The 19,019-nt window shown below is 32.9% G+C and carries 16 protein-coding genes and 1 tRNA gene; 16 read left to right on the plus strand and 1 reads right to left on the minus strand.

Features of this window, described 5'->3' with window-relative positions; all coding sequences use genetic code 11:
• The first annotated feature begins 21 nt into the window (after positions 1-21).
• The 12 genes from potA (at position 22) to C3E88_RS01155 (ending at position 12,940) form a co-directional block, all read left to right on the plus strand.
• Positions 22-1,071: a spermidine/putrescine ABC transporter ATP-binding protein gene (gene potA, locus C3E88_RS01100; protein WP_336513046.1), complete on the plus strand. Its 1,050-nt coding sequence runs from the start codon at positions 22-24 to the stop codon at positions 1,069-1,071.
• Positions 1,068-1,904 (plus strand): ABC transporter permease, encoded by an 837-nt coding sequence (locus C3E88_RS01105; RefSeq protein ID WP_236908202.1) that lies wholly within the window; start codon positions 1,068-1,070, stop codon positions 1,902-1,904. Before potA ends, C3E88_RS01105 begins: the two co-directional genes overlap by 4 nt.
• On the plus strand, positions 1,898-2,689 hold the full coding sequence (locus C3E88_RS01110; protein ID WP_236908203.1) for an ABC transporter permease: 792 nt from the start codon (positions 1,898-1,900) through the stop codon (positions 2,687-2,689). Before C3E88_RS01105 ends, C3E88_RS01110 begins: the two co-directional genes overlap by 7 nt.
• Complete coding sequence (locus tag C3E88_RS01115) at positions 2,686-3,732, plus strand: ABC transporter substrate-binding protein (protein WP_442870623.1); 1,047 nt, start codon at positions 2,686-2,688, stop codon at positions 3,730-3,732. The genes C3E88_RS01110 and C3E88_RS01115 overlap by 4 nt, the downstream gene beginning before the upstream one ends.
• 148 nt (positions 3,733-3,880) lie before the next feature.
• Positions 3,881-5,071: an NAD(P)/FAD-dependent oxidoreductase gene (locus C3E88_RS01120; protein WP_236908204.1), complete on the plus strand. Its 1,191-nt coding sequence runs from the start codon at positions 3,881-3,883 to the stop codon at positions 5,069-5,071.
• Positions 5,072-5,152: 81 nt separating this feature from the next.
• Entirely contained in the window at positions 5,153-5,791 is a 639-nt protein-coding gene (locus C3E88_RS01125) for a GntR family transcriptional regulator (RefSeq protein WP_236908205.1), read from the plus strand.
• Positions 5,792-6,177: 386 nt separating this feature from the next.
• Positions 6,178-6,555, plus strand: coding sequence for a GrdX family protein (locus C3E88_RS01130; RefSeq protein ID WP_236908206.1), 378 nt, complete (start codon positions 6,178-6,180; stop codon positions 6,553-6,555).
• Between the two features lie 25 nt (positions 6,556-6,580).
• On the plus strand, positions 6,581-7,867 hold the full coding sequence (locus C3E88_RS01135; RefSeq protein WP_236908207.1) for a glycine/sarcosine/betaine reductase component B subunit: 1,287 nt from the start codon (positions 6,581-6,583) through the stop codon (positions 7,865-7,867).
• Positions 7,868-7,891: 24 nt separating this feature from the next.
• The gene (gene grdB / locus C3E88_RS01140; RefSeq protein ID WP_236908208.1) at positions 7,892-9,199 is read left to right on the plus strand and encodes a glycine reductase complex selenoprotein B; all 1,308 of its coding nucleotides are present in this window, start codon (positions 7,892-7,894) and stop codon (positions 9,197-9,199) included.
• A gap of 203 nt (positions 9,200-9,402) precedes the next feature.
• Complete coding sequence (locus C3E88_RS01145; RefSeq protein WP_236908209.1) at positions 9,403-10,740, plus strand: sodium-dependent transporter; 1,338 nt, start codon at positions 9,403-9,405, stop codon at positions 10,738-10,740.
• A 136-nt stretch (positions 10,741-10,876) separates the two neighbouring features.
• Positions 10,877-12,508, plus strand: coding sequence for an MBL fold metallo-hydrolase RNA specificity domain-containing protein (locus C3E88_RS01150; RefSeq protein WP_236908210.1), 1,632 nt, complete (start codon positions 10,877-10,879; stop codon positions 12,506-12,508).
• Between the two features lie 18 nt (positions 12,509-12,526).
• Positions 12,527-12,940, plus strand: a complete 414-nt coding sequence (locus tag C3E88_RS01155; protein WP_236908211.1) for a hypothetical protein — start codon at positions 12,527-12,529, stop codon at positions 12,938-12,940.
• 72 nt (positions 12,941-13,012) lie between these two features.
• On the opposite strand, the gene C3E88_RS01160 is transcribed toward C3E88_RS01155, so the two are convergent.
• Positions 13,013-13,101: transfer RNA gene (locus C3E88_RS01160), tRNA-Leu, on the minus strand.
• 205 nt (positions 13,102-13,306) lie between these two features.
• On the opposite strand from C3E88_RS01160, the gene polA reads away from it, so the two are divergent.
• The 4 genes from polA to C3E88_RS01180 are packed head-to-tail and all read left to right on the plus strand — an operon-like array spanning position 13,307 to position 19,018.
• On the plus strand, positions 13,307-15,964 hold the full coding sequence (gene polA, locus C3E88_RS01165) for a DNA polymerase I (RefSeq protein ID WP_236908217.1): 2,658 nt from the start codon (positions 13,307-13,309) through the stop codon (positions 15,962-15,964).
• The gene (coaE, locus tag C3E88_RS01170; RefSeq protein WP_236908212.1) at positions 15,951-16,568 is read left to right on the plus strand and encodes a dephospho-CoA kinase; all 618 of its coding nucleotides are present in this window, start codon (positions 15,951-15,953) and stop codon (positions 16,566-16,568) included. Before polA ends, coaE begins: the two co-directional genes overlap by 14 nt.
• Positions 16,569-16,586: 18 nt before the next feature.
• Positions 16,587-17,243, plus strand: a complete 657-nt coding sequence (locus tag C3E88_RS01175) for a lytic transglycosylase domain-containing protein (protein ID WP_236908213.1) — start codon at positions 16,587-16,589, stop codon at positions 17,241-17,243.
• Between the two features lie 17 nt (positions 17,244-17,260).
• Positions 17,261-19,018, plus strand: a complete 1,758-nt coding sequence (locus C3E88_RS01180) for a peptide ABC transporter substrate-binding protein (RefSeq protein WP_236908214.1) — start codon at positions 17,261-17,263, stop codon at positions 19,016-19,018.
• Position 19,019: the final 1 nt, after the last annotated feature.

A 19,019-nucleotide genomic window follows, 5' to 3' on the forward strand; every position in this document is an offset into this window, starting at 1 on the left:
GTATTTAAGGGGGGTTACGAAGTGGAAAAAACTTATGCCATTGATTTAAAAAATATATCAAAACAATATAATGGAGTTCAAGTTCTTGACGATATTAACTTATATATTAGAAAAAATGAATTTTTAACATTGTTAGGACCAAGCGGATGTGGAAAAACCACAACGCTTAGAATTATTGGAGGATTTGAACAACCTTCACAAGGTCAGGTGATCTTTGAAGGAAAGGATATTACAAATATACCTCCCTATGAGCGACAAATAAATACGGTTTTTCAAAAATACGCCCTATTTCCTCATATGGATGTATTCGACAATATAGCTTTTGGATTGAAGATAAAAAAGATTTCAAAAGATGAAATAAAAAATAAAGTTAAAGAGATGTTAAGATTAGTAAATCTTCAAGGATTTGAAAATCGTTCCATAGATTCGTTGAGTGGGGGACAACAGCAAAGGGTTGCCATTGCAAGGGCTTTAGTAAATGAGCCAAAAGTATTGTTACTAGACGAACCTTTGGGAGCTTTAGATTTAAAACTTAGAAAGGAAATGCAAACTGAACTAAAGAGCATGCAGCAAAGGGTTGGAATTACCTTTATATATGTAACCCATGATCAAGAGGAAGCTCTTACTATGTCTGATACCGTTGTAGTAATGGATAAAGGAGTTATACAACAAATTGGAACACCTGTAGATATATATAACGAGCCTAAAAATGCGTTTGTAGCTAAATTTATAGGAGAGAGCAATATAGTAGATGGAGTTATGCATGAAGATTTTATTGTAGAATTTGCTGGAAAGGTATTTGACTGTGTGGATAAAGGTTTTAATGATAAGGAAAAAGTAGATGTAGTTATTAGACCAGAGGATTTAGAAATAACAAATCCTGAAAAAGCCCTGATCAAAGGAATAGTTACTTCTGTTACCTTTAAGGGGGTTCATTATGAAATAATAGTGAATGATGGGGATATTCAGTGGATGATTCACAGTACAATTATGAAGCCTGTAGGTACTGAAATAGGAATGAATGTGATACCAGAAAATATTCACATAATGAAGAAGGTGATGGATAAATGAAGACAAAGTGGATTGCTTATCCCTATATTGTTTGGATGATTATATTTATCCTAGTACCCCTAGCATTGATACTCCTATATTCTTTAACTCTAGGAGATGGGGATATAACCGATATTGAATTTACACTGGAGAACTTTAAAAAGTTTTTGGATCCAAGGTATATCGATGTATTGTGGAGGTCCATTAGCCTTGCTTTAAAATCAACAGCCATTACATTAGCTTTAGGTTATCCTATAGCTATGATAATTTCAAGGGAGAATATAAAGAAGAGAAATGCAATGATATTATTATTCGTTATACCAATGTGGATGAACTTTTTACTTAGAACTTATGCTTGGTTAACCTTATTAGGTAAAAATGGATTCATAAACTATATAATCGTGAAATTAGGATTTCAACCACTAAATTTAATATACAATGATGGAGCAGTTTTGCTGGGCATGGTCTATAACTTTTTACCCTTTATGGTACTACCTATATATTCGGTACTAATAAAGATAGATAAGAGCTTAGTTGAAGCGGCAGAAGATTTAGGGGCAGGTAAAATGAAGGTATTTACCAAGATCATCTTTCCTTTAAGTATACCCGGTATAATTACTGGAATTACTATGGTGTTTATGCCAGCTGTTAGCACCTTTGTTATTTCAAGATTATTGGGAGGAGGCCAATATATGCTAATAGGGAATCTGGTGGAACAACAATTTTTAGGCACAGGTGATTGGCATTTTGGCTCAGCTATATCCATAATCATGATGGTATTCATATTGATTACTATGGGTATAACTGCTAAATTTGATGAAGATAAAGAAGGTGGAGGTGATGGGTTATGGTAAACAAGGCGCTTAAAAGGATATATACAATTTTAATATTTTTATTTTTATATGCTCCCATCATCGTACTTATTGTATTTTCCTTTAATAGTTCTAAATCTAGAGGAGTGTGGAGCGGATTTACTTTTAAATGGTACATTGAATTGTTTAAAAATGAAGAGATATTGATGGCCTTATACTATACATTAGTCATAGCAGTTTTGTCATCATTAATATCCACTATAATAGGTACTTTTGCAGCAATAGGCATATATGGTATGCCTGGGATTAGTAAGAAGATAGTGCTAAACTTAAATTATTTACCTGTACTAAATCCAGATATAGTAACTGCCGTATCGTTGATGACTTTATTTAGGTTTATTAATGTGGAATTTGGTTTTATGACCATGTTATTATCCCATATTACCTTTTCCATACCCTATGTAATCTTATCTGTTTTGCCAAAGTTAAAGCAGATGAATAAGCACTTGGCTGAAGCGGCTATGGATTTGGGAGCTACACCCTTTTATGCCTTGAGGAAGGTGGTAATCCCTGAGATAATGCCAGGCATAGTTTCAGGAGCACTTATAGCTTTTACATTATCTATCGACGACTTTGTAATATCCTTCTTTAACAAAGGACCAGGAGTTACAAACTTAAGCATTACCATATTTTCCATGGCACGCAGGGGAATCAATCCGGTGATAAATGCTTTATCAACTTTGATGTTTGTGAGCTTGTTGATATTGCTTTTAATAATAAATAGCAAATCGACAAAGAGTATTAGTGAAAGAGGTGATATTATATGACAAAGAATATTAAAATGTTAATAATCATAAGTTTGATTTTTACTATTGGAATGGTATCAACTGGTTGTGGTGACAAAAAGCCTGTTATAAATGTTTATAATTGGGGAGACTATATTGATCCTTCTGTAATAAAGGATTTTGAGAAGGAATTCAATGTGAAGGTAAATTACAATACATTTGCAACTAATGAAGATATGTATGTAAGTATAAAAAAAGGTGGAACCAGTTATGATGTAGCTTTTCCTTCGGATTATATGATTGAAAGAATGATAAATGAGGATATGTTAGAAAAGATAAATAAGGGAAACATCTCATATTTAGAGAATATAGAAGATAGGTTTTTGGATTTGGAGTTTGACCCAAATAATGATTATTCAGTACCTTATATGTGGGGAACTTTTGGTATAATATATAATAAAAACCTGGTTTCAGAAAAAGTGGACAGCTGGGATATACTTTGGGATGAAAAATATAAAGACCAAATCTTGATGTTAGATAGTCAAAGGGATTCTATAGCCATAGCTTTGATAAGGCTTGGATATTCTATGAACTCTAGGGATATAAATGAGCTAGAAAAAGCTAAAGAAGAATTGATAAAGCAAAAACCTTTAGTATATGCTTATGTAGGCGATGAAGTGAAAGATATGATGGTTGGAGAAGAGGCTGCATTGGCAGTTGTATGGTCAGGAGATGCAGTAGCTATGATTCGAGAAAATGAAAACCTTGAATATGTCATACCAAAAGAAGGCACAAATCTCTGGTTTGATAATATGGTAATACCAAAGACCAGTAAAAACAAGGAAATGGCAGAACAGTTTATAAACTTCATGAATAGACCTGAAATAGCTGCAAGAAATACGGATTATATTGGATATTCTACTCCTAATTTCAAAGCTATGGAATTGTTGCCAGAGGATATTATAAATAGCAAGGTAGCCTATCCTACTGATGAAGAAATGGGCGATGTGGAAATATTTAAAGATCCAAAAGACATCATCAAAGTATATGATGAAATATGGTTGGAGATAAAAGCCCAAAGGTGATACCTCTAAAGTATACTAAGCAATTTTAAAAAAAAGGGACTTTTTGTATTGTAAGCAAAAGGTCCCTTTATTATTTGGGGACTATTTTTAGTGTAAAACGATATACTTTGGGTAACTATTTATTGATCATGGTCTGAGGAGTGAGATAATGAAAAAAGCTAAATATATAATAATAGGAAATGGTATTGCAGGGCTTTCTGCCGCAAAGGAAATCAGGAGAAATGATTTAAATGGTAGCATAACTATGGTGTCCAGCGAATCATATTTAACTTATTATCGAATGCGTTTAACGGAATGCTTATATAAAGAATATAAGGAAGAAGAAATGTTGGTAAACAAGAAAGAATGGTATGAAGAAAATAATATAGAAGTGGTATTAAATAAAATTGTAGAAAAACTGGATACTAAGAACAATAAAATAAGATTAGATGATGGTATAGAGATTCAATATGAAAAACTATTAATAGCCACAGGCAGTAGACCTTTCATACCACCAGTAGCAGGGAAGTATAAACAAGGAGTATTAGCACTAAGAACTCTTAGGGATCTAAACTATATTAACAATTACTTTAGCACAAAGGATAATATCACCGTAATAGGTGGCGGACTATTAGGACTTGAGGCAGCATGGGCATTGAAACAATTAGGAAAAGAAGTAAATATAGTAGAATTTGCCCCATATATATTGCCTAGACAATTAGATGAGGAACTGTCCCGTAAACTAGAAAGTAGGTTAATTGAGGAAGGGTTTAATCTATACTTAAATGCACAAGCCACAGAAATACTTGGGGATACAATGGCAAATGGAATCAAATTAGAGGATGGTAGACAAATAAGAACAGATTCAATATTGTTTTCAGTGGGGATACGACCTAATTTAGATTTAATTAGGGATACTGAAATAGGATCTAACAAGGGTATATTAATAGATAGCAATCTTAAAACCAATATAGATAATATATATGCTGCAGGAGATGTAATAGAAATAAATGATAAAATAATAGGGCTTTGGACTGCTAGCAATGAACAAGGGAAAGTTGCAGGTAGAAATATGACTGGGGGAAACCTAGAATACATTGAACCAAGACCTTATACTAGTTTACAATTAGGAGAAATCAAGCTATTTTCCATAGGAAATATAAATGAATACGATGGGATTTATCAATATATTTCGGAAGGAGTTCACCATAAATTATTTGTAAAAGATAATAAACTAATAGCCGCTATTCTACTTGGTGACATAAAAGATATGGGAAAAGTAAGGACTGGAGTAGAGAACGGGATAGATATAGATAAATATTTAGAGGGTAAACCTCACTATAAACAAATACAAGAATAATACAAAATGTATTTTACTAAAATAGCAAAAGATGATATATTTATAATAAGTATTAAATATTTTTTGTGAGGGGTTATGAAGGTGAGCAAAAAAGTTGGAGCAGAAGAAATATATGAAATTTTAAAGAGACGAATTATTGAACTGGAATATGAACCAGGAGAAGTACTTAATGAAGTAGATGTAGCTGAAGAGTTTAACATTAGTAGAACACCTATAAGGAAAGTATTTCATCAATTAAGTAATGACAAACTATTAAATATTATTCCTAGATTTGGTGCTCAAGTTGCACCTATTGATTTTATGTATATGAAATCTGTATTTGAAGTAACTAGGGTACTAGATCCTTTTGCTGCAAGATTAGCTGTGGATAGGATTACAGATGGGCAAATGGATGAATTAGACGCTATTATCAGTAGATTGCAAACTTATAATATTGAAGTAGACTATCAAAAGGCTATTATCGACGATCAGAAATTTCACGATATTATATTTATAAGTAGCGGTAATCCATGCCTACAAGAGATATTGCTTGATTTACATAATCATACGGAAAGATTATGGCATTATTCTCAACGCTACTTTGATAGTATGGACTTGTTTACTGATAGCTTAGGAAAGGTACTAGAAGCAATAAAACAAAGGGATAAGGATATGGCAGAAAAATATGCAAGGGAACATATCGATGCATTTGTAGATAAAATAAAACAAGAATTACTTTAATAGAATCAACTGATGGCTAAAAGCCCTAAGATTAGTTTTGATTTTTATCAAACTAGTCTTGGGGCTTTTTAATTTTTTGATCTTTGTTAATGGATACAAAAATTCATTTTTAGCAAAAAACAAAACAATATATGGATATTAAAGATAGTAGTGGGAATAGCTGGTTATTAGTTACTAGATTATCGATAAAAATTTAACTTTTTTTAAAGAAATATCAAATATACTATTGAAATACAATTGAAATACATATACAATACAGATATAAGACAAAAACAAAACAATTGATATTGAAGATGAGAGTAAATGATTATAATTGTAAATTATATACTTTTATACTACTTGATACTCACATTGGATTAAAAATCTTATATGAAAGGTGGGATTGTTTGAAATATCTAGTAGTAACTAACAACCCATTAGTAGAAAAAGAAATTGAAAATTTATGCTTTGTAGAAGGCTCTTATGAGGATGTACTAATCAAAGTTAGAGATTTAGTCTATGAAGGTGTGGAATTAGTTAGTTATCCTTTAGGAGCTAGTATGAGGATGTTGTTTTCACCATATCGTTCCATAGTAGTGGGTAGAAAGAATAGGACCATCAACTTTTTCCATGTAGAGACTATAGACAATAGCATTATAAACTATAGAAAAACTCTTGAAAATAGAAAGGTAGATTGGGCCCACGCTGATGACTATGCTTTAATAGACAATGAACTTTTAAAGTCTACATTGAAAGACTTAGAAGTTAATTTTAATAAAAATTAGATTTAAAATATTTGGAGGTGATTTTTTGAAACTAGAACTTAGAAGGATTCATATTAAGGATATCCAACTTGGTAAAGAAACTGCAGTAAAAGATGGAGTGTTGACTGTTAATGAAGAAGAACTAATTGCTAAACTAAAAGAAGATGAAAGGGTTAAGGATGTAAAAATTGACGTGGCTAGACCAGGAGAAAAGGTAAGGATCATTCCAGTAAAAGACGTAATTGAACCTAGGGTAAAAATTGAAGGAACTGGAAATGGATTCCCTGGAGTAACAACTAAAATGGCCCAATTAGGTGAAGGTAAAGTAAATGTGCTTTACGGTGCTGCCGTTGTTACCGTTGGGGATATAGTAGGGTTTCAAGAAGGGGTTATTGACATGTGGGGCGAGGGCGCTAAATGGACGCCTTTCTCTAAAACATTCAATCTAGTAATCGACATTACTCCAGTCGAAGGATTAGATCCCCATGCTCATGAAGCAACTGTAAGATCAGTAGGATTAAGAGCTGCTGAACTTATAGGCGAAGCAGGTAGGGGAATAGAACCTGATGAGATATTAACCTATGAAATAGGAAGTCATGCAGAAGAGACTAAAAAATATCCTGATCTGCCAAAGGTACTATATGTAGAAATGCTGATTTCTCAAGGGTTACTTCATGATGGTTATATCTATGGAGTTAATAGTCAAAAGATATTACCAACATTATTACATCCAAATGAAGAATTGGATGGAGCAGTAATTAGTGGCAACTGCGTTGCTGCATGCGATAAGATAACTACCTATCAACATCAGAATAATTCGGTGATTTTAGATTTATATGCACAACATGGGAAGACATTGAACTTCATGGGAGTAGTATTGACTCCAGAGCTTACTACTCTAGAAGGTAAGTTTAGAACCTGTGATTATACTGCAAAACTTTGCAAGATGGTTGGAGTCGATGGAGTGATCATATCAGAAGAAGGCTATGGTAACCCAGACTCAGACCTATTGATGATCTGTAAAAGGCTGGAAGATGCAGGAATAAAAACCGTATTGATTACAGATGAATGTTCAGGTAGAGATGGAATGAGCCAACCGCTAGCTGATACAGCTAAAGAAGCAGTAGCAGTTGTATCAGGAGGAAATGTAAGCCATGTAGTAACTTTACCACCAGCAGATAAGGTTATAGGAAATGCAGAATCCATAGCAACTTTAGCAGGAGGTTGGGATGGGGCACTACTTGAAGATGGAACATTAATGTGTGAATTAAATGCTGTAATAGGATCTACATCGGAAATAGGATATCACTACTGCACAGCAAAATTATATTAATCATAGGTGAAAGGAGGATGAAAAATGACTAGAAAATTTAAAGTAATATACTATGTAAACCAATTCTTTGGACAAATTGGTGGGGAAGATAAAGCAGGAATAAAGCCAATGTACAAGGAAGAAACAATAGGACCAGCAATTGGGTTTAATGGTTTACTAAAAGATGAAGGAGAAGTAATCGGAACCATAATATGTGGTGACAACTATTTTAACGAAAATAAGGAAGAAGCATTACCTTATATTCTTAATATAATTAAAGAAAATGACCCTGATATAGTAGTTACAGGCCCAGCTTTTAATGCAGGAAGATATGGAATGGCTTGTGCTGAGATTGCTAAGGCAGTTGTAGAAGAGTTAAATATTCCAGTAGTTTCAGGGATGTATATTGAAAATCCAGGATTAGATGTGTGTAAAAGCGTAGCTATAGTAGCAGAAACATCGGACTCAGCTGCTGGTATGCGTAAAGCTTTACCTGTAATGGCAAATTTAGCGAAGAAAATAGCTAAAGGTGAAGAACTAGATTTACCTCATGAAGAGGGATATATACCCCAAGGCAAAAGGTTGACTGTATTTACAGAGAAAAGAGGCTCACAAAGAGCTGTTGACATGCTACTAGCTCGGCTAAATGGTGAAGAGTTTGAAACGGAATTACCAATGCCAGTATTTGACCAAGTAAATCCAGCTGATTCTATAAAAGACTTAAGTAAGGCTACTATTGCACTAGTAACTACTGGTGGTATGGTACCATTGGGAAATCCTGACAGAATTCAATCAGCAAGTGCTCAAAAATGGGGCAAATACGATGTTTCAAAAAGGGATGCTCTTACTGGAGAATACTGCACAATCCATGGTGGATTTGACCCAGTATATGCTAATGAGATTCCTGACAGAGTAGCGCCTCTTGATATGCTAAAAGAGTATGAAAGAGAAGGCGTTATCGGAAAAGTATTTGAATACTTCTATACTACAACAGGAACAGGAACATCTGTAGGAAATGCGGTTAAATTTGGTACAGAAATAGGGAAGGAATTAAAAGAAGCCGGTGTAGATGGTGTTATATTAACCTCAACCTGAGGTACCTGTACACGTTGCGGTGCAACGATGGTAAAAGAAATCGAAAGGTATGGTATACCTATTGTTCACATGGCTACAATCACCACTATTTCTGAATCTGTAGGTGCAAATAGAATAGTTCCAACAATTGCAATTCCTCATCCAGTTGGAAATCCAGATCTACCAGCTGAAGAAGAATATGCATTAAGACGTAAGATGGTCAAGAGAGCTTTAGAAGCCTTAAATACAGATGTAACAGAACCAACTCAATTTGAATAAATGTTATTTTAGGCTTTCCCCTTTTATCACCTCTCCTTAGGGACAGAGCTGAAAATAATATTATATTAATATAATAATTGAATCCGATTCTTTCCTTCACCTCTCCTTTGGAAGGAGTCGGATTTATTATTAAAATCAATTGCGTTAAATATTTAACGTTGGAATTTGGCAACCTATTATATAAAAATAGAGGAGTGAGTTAAATGGAAAAGAGAGAAAGTTGGGGAAGTAGATTTGGATTTATTATGGCTGCTGCAGGGTTTTCCATTGGTCTCGGAAACATGTGGAGATTCCCCTATTTAACAGGGCAAAATGGAGGCGGTGCGTTTTTATTTGTATATTTGATAATATGTTTACTAATAGGTATACCACTTTTTAATATGGAAATGAGCTTAGGCCGTAAAACTCAGTTAAATCCGGTTCTAGGGATGAGGTCCTTAACCAAAAAAGGAAGTCTTTGGGTATTGTTAGGATGGATGGGTGTACTTTCAGCCTTTGTAATACTAACATACTATATGCAGATTATGGGATGGATTTTAGCTTATTTGGTGAAAATGATAACTGGTAGTTTAAGCGGCTTGACTGCGGAAGGTTATTCTCAGGCCTTTGTAGACTTTACTTCTAATACTGGTGTTGTGGCTGGTTTTACTCTTGCATGTATTATTATAGTAGGTCTAATATCTGCAAAAGGCTTAGAAAAAGGTATTGAGAAGGCTTGCAAGATATTGATGCCAACATTATTTATTATGTTGATCATATTGGCTATTAGGTCTTTAACACTTCCAGGAGCAATGGAAGGATTAAAATGGTATTTAAAAGTTGACTTTTCAAAGATAAATGGCAATGTATTGTTAACAGCTTTGGGCCAAGCATTCTTTTCCATAGGGATAGCTAGTGGAGGTGCCTTTATTTATGGTTCCTATCTTGCAAAAGATAGTGATATTCCAACAGACTCCGTCATAATTGTTGCCTTTGATACCCTAGCTGCATTTATTGCAGGTTTAGTCATGTTCCCTGCTATATTTGCCTTAGGGCTATCTCCAGATTCTGGACCGAATTTACTATTTGTAACTATGTCCAACTTATTTAATCAAATGCCAGCAGGAGGATTATTTGGAGGGATGTTTTTCTTATTGATATTTTTTGCTGCTCTTTCATCAGCTTTAGGATATTTAGAACCTGTTGTAATGACGTGTACAGAGTTATTTAAGATGAACAGAAAAAAAGCTGTATGGCTAAGTTTAATAATTATATTTATAGTAGGTTTTCCTACCATATTAGCCCAAGGTCCTTGGTCTGATATACTAATTGGAGGTAGAAATTTCTTTGATTTTGCAGATTATCTATCAGGCAATATAATGATGCCTATTGGAGCTTTAATTACAGCATTTTATACTTTAATGGTTTGGAGATTTGATAAATTTCAAGAGGAAACCAATATTGGAGCAGTTAAACTTAAAGTTTATGATTGGTGGGCACCATTGGTAAAAGTTGTTATACCTATAGCTCTAGTAATAATATTTATAACTGGATTGATATAATAAAATATATATGGGGAAGCCATTTTGAACTGAGTGGCTTCTCCATTTTTATTTATATCTAAAATTATTTAAAAAAAGGGATTGACATACTCAATGTAGAATATATAATATATTCTAATAAAGAGGAGGAGTATCTATGGATATCCAATTTTTTGGAGCAGCTAAGATGGTAACTGGTTCAAACTACTTAATTAAAACTGATAAGTATAATATTCTAATAGACTGTGGTATGTTTCAAGGTTCTGCGGAGATAGAAAGATTGAATTATGAAAACTTTCCCTACGATCCTCGGAACATAGATTATTTGATATTATCCCATGCTCATATAGATCATAGCGGGAGAATACCAAAACTTATAAAGGACGGATTTAGAGGTAAAATAATTACAACAAAACCTACTTATGATCTTTGCAAGATAATGCTAAGGGATTCTGCAAAGATTCAAGAAGCTGATGTGGAATGGGAAAATAGGAAACGACAAAGAGCGGGTAAAAAATCTATAGAGCCTTTATATACGGTTGAAGAAGCTGAAGTTAGCCTAAAGTTTTTTGAAACCTATTTATATGATCAAAAGATAATAGTAAATGAAGATATTCAGCTTAAGTTTAGAGATGCAGGGCATATGTTAGGCTCAGCTATTATAGAACTGTGGATAGAGGAAAAAGGAGAATCTATTAAACTAGTCTTTTCAGGAGACTTAGGCATGCCTAATAGACCTATTATCAATAATCCTGAGTATATTGATAGAGCTGACTACCTAATAATTGAATCTACCTATGGTGATACAATCCATGAAAGGTTTGGACAAAGTGCTGAAAAATTAGTAGGTATTATAAATAATACTGTATTAAGAGGTGGAACTGTGATAATACCATCTTTTGCAGTTGGAAGAACTCAAGAGCTTATATATGAACTAAACAAACACTATGAATACAATGAGAGTATTGAAGAATATATGAAAATACCAATATATGTAGACAGCCCCATGGCAGTAATGGCTACCGAGGCCTTCCAATCTAATTCTAGTAGTTTTAATAAAGAGGCAAAAAACCTTATTTTAAAGGGAGATAATCCTTTTGTATTTCCAAATCTAAGATATATAAAAGATCAAAAGGAATCCATGGCATTAAACAAATATGAATTTCCAAAGGTTATTATCTCTTCTAGCGGTATGGCTACAGCAGGTAGAATAAGACACCATCTAAAGCACAATATATGGGATGAAAAAAATAGTTTGGTATTTGTTGGATATCAAGCAGAGGGTACTCTAGGTAGAATCATATTAAATGGCGCCAAAAAAGTAAAAATACTAGGTGAAGAAGTAGCAGTAAAGTCAGAAATATATAATTTACAAGGTTTCTCTGGCCATGCGGACCAGTTAATGCTTATAGAATGGATAAGAAAGTTTAAAACAAAGCCACAAAAGATATTTATTGTTCATGGAGAAGAAGACTCATCAAATACCCTTGCCCAATTAATAGAATTTGAGTTTAATATAGAAACCATAATACCCAATTTAGGCGATAAATTTATTATTAAAAAGGAAAAAGTGGAAATTACTGAAGGAGAAATAATGGAGCCTTCTGTATTGAAAAAGGATATATTTGAGGAATTAGAAGATATTTATATTCAACTTCAAGCTTTGAACAAAAGAAAAGATCAGTTTACAGATCCCAAATTGTTAGAAAAAGACTATGATACTATCAAAAATATATTGATCAATTTACAACAAAATTTAATGGATTTAAATATGATACTGGGAAAATAGATTAGAAAGAGGGATACTATGCCAAAAAAAACAGAAGATAAGCTGAAAAAAGTAAGGACACAAATAGGAAAGTATATAATTTGGATAGAAGTATTGTTAGCATTTTTAATTATCTTTACTGTAATTTTAAGTATTAAGGATTTAGCAGTTTTAGCTATAACCATATTTAAAACGGATGCTATATCCAGTTACGAAATATTACAAGGATTTTTAACTCATACCTTATTATTAGTCGTGGGGCTTGAACTGGCGTTAATGCTCATTAGTCATACTCCTGGTAAGGTACTAGAAGTAGTATTGTATGCTATAGCGAGAAAAATGTTGATAAGTAGTGCCAATATGACAGATATACTATTTGGTGTAATAGCTTTGACATTGGTATTTTTTATCGACAAGTATTTACATACAAAGAATAATAGGGATATGATATGAGAATATGAATGGAAAGTAAAATAATTTATATAAAATAAACAAGGCGAACTTTTAAGTTCGCCTTGTTTAGAATGGTGCCGAAGGCGGGAATCGAACCCGCACGGAGTTTGAGCTCCATTGGATTTTGAGTCCAACGCGTCTGCCAGTTCCACCACTTCGGCATATTGACTACAAGAAATATAATAACACAAAAATTAAAAACAATCAAGGATTTTATTTTCATTTTGTTTACGAGAATGAACATTTATTGTATACTTATTATTGTAGATGACTATATTTTTTATTGCATTAAACTGAATTAATACAATGATTTCAACATAATATATGAGGAGTGGTATTGTGAATAGGGATAATAAAGAAAGGTTAATGATTATAGACGGAAATAGTTTGTTACATAGAGCTTTTTATGCATTACCTTTACTAGCTACTAAAGATGGAGTATATACCAACGGTGTTTACGGATTTTTAACCATGCTATATAAAATTCAAGAGGATTATGATATAGATTATCTTAGTGTAGCTTTTGACAAAAAGGGACCAACTTTTAGACATGAAACTTTCGAAGAATATAAAGCTAATAGAGCCTCGACTCCAAATGAACTTGCTTTACAATTTCCTATACTGAAGGAAATATTAAAAGCTATGAATATTCACCAGATAGAACTAGAGGGTTATGAAGCGGATGATATTGCTGGAACCCTATCTAGAATTGGCGAAGAAAAAGGTATGGAGGTAATACTTGTTACAGGGGACAGAGATTATTTACAATTGACTTCAGATGATACAAGGGTATTGATAACAAAGAGGGGTATTACGGAATTGGAGGAATATGACAGGTCTAAGATAATAGAAGAATATGGTATAACTCCAGAGCAGCTTATTCATTTAAAGGGATTAATGGGGGATAAATCAGATAACATCCCGGGAGTACCAGGAATTGGGGAAAAAACTGGTATAAAATTATTAAAACAATTTAGTACTATTGAGAATCTATATGATAATATAGATGAAGTAAAGGGCAAGAAGACCAAGGAATCATTAATTGAACATAAAAGTATGGCTTTATTAAGCAAGGAATTAGGTGAAATAATAAGAACAGTACCGATAGAATTTTCTATTGAAGAATTAAAGGTTAAAGAACCTGATTGGAACAGGCTAGTGGAACTGTATGAAATGTTTGAATTTGGCAGTCTATTATCTAAAATACCTGATGACAAAATAACAACTAAAGTAGATTCCACTTATGAGGTAAAATACAAAATATTAAAGAATAACGATTTTGATTCTATTACTAAGGAGTTGGATTCCCATGATAGTTTTGGATTTAAATTTGTCTTTGAAGATGAGCACTATATAAATAGTTCTATACTTGGATTGGGAATAAAGATTGGAAACAATTCACCATATTATATAGATTTTTTGGAAAATGATATAAAGGCTTTTATAACAACTTTTGGTAAGTACTTTGAATCCAAACAAATAGAGAAATATGGACATATGATAAAAGCAGATATAGTAGGATTGTTAAGACTTGATATCCCTATAAATAATATACAATTTGACACCATGATAGGAGGGTATTTACTAAATCCAGCCCAATCTAACTATAGTATTAATCAATTAGGTAAGGAATATTTAAATATTTATGGTTATGATGAGGAAGAACTACTAGGTAAAGGCAAAAATAGAAAATCATTTAAGGATTTATCCATTGAAACCAGAGCAGAGTATATTTCCATGGTATTGGATCTAACATACGGTGTAAAGGATCCAATAAAAAAGAGAATTCAGGAGCAAAAAATGGACCAATTATATTATGAAGTAGAACTACCTTTAGTAGAAGTATTAGCAGATATGGAGTTTAATGGCTTCAAAGTAGATTTAGATATATTAGGACAATTAGGTGAAGAGTTTGAGTCTCAAATCCATGGGCTAACAAAGGAGATATATGAACTGGCTGGTGAGGAGTTTAATATAAACTCCCCTAAACAATTGGGAGAAATATTGTTTGATAAATTAAAACTACCTATAATAAAAAAGACTAAGACTGGCTATTCAACAGATGCAGAAGTATTAGATAAATTAAAAGGACAACATGATATAATAGAAAATATACTTAAATATAGGCAGATGGTAAAGTTAAAATCTACCTATATAGATGGGCTTATGAATCTAGTAGATGGAGAAACCAATAAAATTCACTCTAGCTTTAATCAGACTGTAACCAATACTGGGAGGATATCTAGTACAGAGCCAAATCTCCAAAACATACCCATAAAAACCGAAGAAGGTAGAAAAATTAGAAAAGCTTTTGTTCCTAAATCCCAAGATTATGTACTTGTTGATGGGGACTATTCCCAAATAGAACTAAGGGTATTGGCACACATTTCTAAGGATCCAAAACTTATGGAAGCTTTCTTTCATGATGAGGATATCCACACTAAAACAGCCTCAGAGGTGTTTAATATATCTAAAGAAGAGGTTACTCCACTAATGAGGAATAGGGCTAAAGCTGTTAACTTTGGTATAGTATATGGAATAAGTGATTATGGCTTATCTAGAGATTTAGATATACCCAGAAAGGAAGCTAAGGAATATATAGATAGTTATCTTAAAAATTATAAAATGGTAAAACAGTATATGGATGATATCATAAAAATAGGCAAAGAAAAAGGCTATGTTGAAACTATATTAAACAGAAGAAGATATGTTCCAGAACTTAAATCTAGGAATTTTAATGTAAGATCTTTTGGAGAAAGAGTAGCTATGAATACCCCAATACAGGGTAGTGCTGCTGATATAATCAAGGTAGCTATGGTAAAAGTATATGAAGAGCTAAAAAATAAAAACTTAAAATCAAAACTAATACTTCAAGTTCATGACGAACTTATTATTGAAACCCATAAGGATGAGATTGAAGAGGTAAAAAATTTGATGGAAGATATTATGGAAAGTTCTATCACTTTAAATGTGCCGCTAAAGGTAGAAATTAGCGTAGGGGATAATTGGTATGAGACTCAATGATTGTAAGATAATAGGATTAACTGGTGGCATAGCTACTGGTAAAACAACGGTTACGGAGATGTTGATTAATAAAGGATTTAAAGTAATAGATGCAGATAAGATAGCTAGGCAGGTGGTAGAAGTAGGTTCTCCTGCCTATGAGGAGATTGTGACTTACTTCGGAGAGAGTATTTTAAATGAAGATAAAACAATTGACAGGAAAAAGCTTGGTGATCTAATCTTCAAAGATGAAACCAGAAGGAAGAAATTAAATAATATAATACACCCATATATTTTAGAAACTATAAAGAACCGTATAACTGAATATAAAAAAAGGGAAAAAATCATATTTATCGACGTACCATTATTAATAGAAGAGATAGATAAATTTCGGGAATATGAAATTATCTTTGATGAAATATGGTTAGTTTATGCCGATAAAACCACTCAATTAAACAGATTGATTAGACGGGATAATATAGGTGAGGAGGAGGCAATCCATAGGGTTAGGGCTCAGATACCCATGGAGATGAAAAGAGCATATGCAACGAAGATAATAGATAATAGAGGAGATATAAAATCTCTAGGGAAACAATTGGACTATATATTAAGGGAAATAAGATAATGTTTTGGAGGGTTTGATTTGACATGGCCAGTTAATAAACTACTAAAAGGTATATTAATCTCCATAATACTAATCGCTATCATACTATTTGCTACTACCTTATATCTTAAAATTTCCTATCCTCTATCCTATAGGAATACGATAAAGAAATATTCCGAACAATTTAATGTAGATCCCTATTTAGTAGCAGCAATAATAAATGTAGAAAGCAATTTTGACAAAGATGCTATATCTACTAAAGAGGCTAGGGGGCTTATGCAAATTTCTTCTACTACAGGACAATGGGCATCGGAAGTTTTATCTATAGATGATTTTAATTTAGACATGTTATTTGAACCAGATAGGAATATAATGATTGGGACCTGGTATTTAAATATTCTATCTATAGAATTTGATGACAATCTTAAGTTGATATTAGCGGCATATAATGGTGGTAGTGGCAATGTAAATAAATGGTTAAAAGACGACAGATATTGTGAAGATGGTAAAACATTAAAAAGGATACCATTTAAAGAAACGGATCAATATGTAGAAAAAGTAATTGCAAACTATAATATGTACAAAAAATTATATGGTGGTCAGTTTGAAAAACTTGATGAAGACAAGGAACCTTATTTTCTTGTATTATTGCATAATATTCGAAAGCTAATAAAGGCATTAGTAATACACAAATAGTAAAAGGGGGGGTCAATTTGAAGGTTAAAAGGATACTAGCTATAATGCTGATCCTAATCATATCAGTCACTGTAACCGGATGTGAGAAGGATACTAAGGATAATCCTATCGATGCATTTGATGTTGATGTAAACAATAAAATAGCGTATGAGCCAGAATTTGGTGGGGAATTGATACTTCCTTTATCTACTATCAAGACTTTAAATCCTTTAATCAATGAAAATATGAGTTACTATCATTTTAGTAAACTGATTTATGAGGGATTATTTGAATTAGGAGACGATTTAAATGTAGTAAATCAGTTAGCTGAAGACTATACTTTAAAAGAAGAAGGGAAAATAATTAGTATCAAACTTAGGGAAGATGTATTGTGGCATGATGGTGAAAAGTTTACAGCTGAAGATGTGGCTTTTACCATAAATACTATTAAGTATGCTAATGATGACACTAGCTACAAGAAGATGTTTAGCAATGCTTTAGGAAGCTTTAATGCTTCTAATATTCACAAGATATTAGATGTGCAAATGTTAGATGATTACCATATAGACATTAGATTTGATGAATCTTTTAGCCACGGACTAGAAACTTTGACTTTTCCCATTTTGCCAAAACATAGATTTGCAGCGGAAAGGGAAGACAAGAATTCGTATATAGCTGCATTGACAGAAGAGAATTTTACTCCAATAGGTACTGGGCCTTATAGATTTGTAGACTATGAAAAGCATAAAACTATCTTTCTGGAATCTTACGATAAATACAGGGAAGGTAGGCCCTATATAGATAGTGTAGTTGGTAAAATACTAGAAGACGAAGAGCTATCATTAACAGCTTTTGAAACTGGACAAGTTCATGTAACTACAGCTATAGATGTAGATTGGGAAAAATATGATCAAAATAATAGGATTAGAATATATGAATTTATTTCACCAAATTATGAATTTTTAGGTTTTAACTTTTCTAAAGATATCTTTAGTAGGGAGAGTGGCAGTGGTTTGCGAAAGGCTTTTGCCTATGGCATAGATAGACAGTCCATAATCCAGAGGGTCTACTTAGGTCACGGAACACAGACGGACTTGCCAATCTATCCTAATTCATGGCTATTATCAGAGGATTCAAATATATATGGATACAACCCTTCTAAAGCTAAGGAAGAACTGAATAAGCTAGGTTGGAAGGATATAGATGGGGATGGGTTTTATGAAGATGAAGGGGGCAGAAAGGTTGAGTTAAGGCTTATTACCAATTCATATAATCCTTTACGACTAAAGGTGGCAGATATGATCGTAGAGGACTTAAACAAAATAGGTATTCACATCACTAAGGACTATTCTGATAGGATACCTGAAAACATAACGGAAGAAATGGTAGAGGAACAGTGGGAACAGGTATACAATCAGGTAGTGAAAGGAGACTACGACATAGCCCTATTAGGCTGGCATTTGTCTATAATCCCTGAGTTATCCTTTGCTTTTCATTCCAGTCAAATAAAAAATGGCACCAACTTTATTAGATACAATAGTGAAGTAATGGATGAAGCTTTGGTTAAAGCCTTTAGCGCAACAAGCAGAGATAATAAGTTAAAAGCTTATGAAAATTTACAGTCTGTAATAAACGAGGATTTGCCTTATGTGAGTTTGTTTTTTAAAAATGATGCTTTACTAGTAGATAAAAAAGTAATGGGAGATGTGGATCCTACGTTTTTCAATGTATATAGAAATATTGATAAGTGGTATATACCCAAGGAATTCCAGCAAGAGATGGTTGATAAAAAATAAA

Source organism: Clostridium sp. Cult3, assembly GCF_021655115.1.
Lineage (GTDB): Bacteria > Bacillota > Clostridia > Tissierellales > Tepidimicrobiaceae > PPXY01.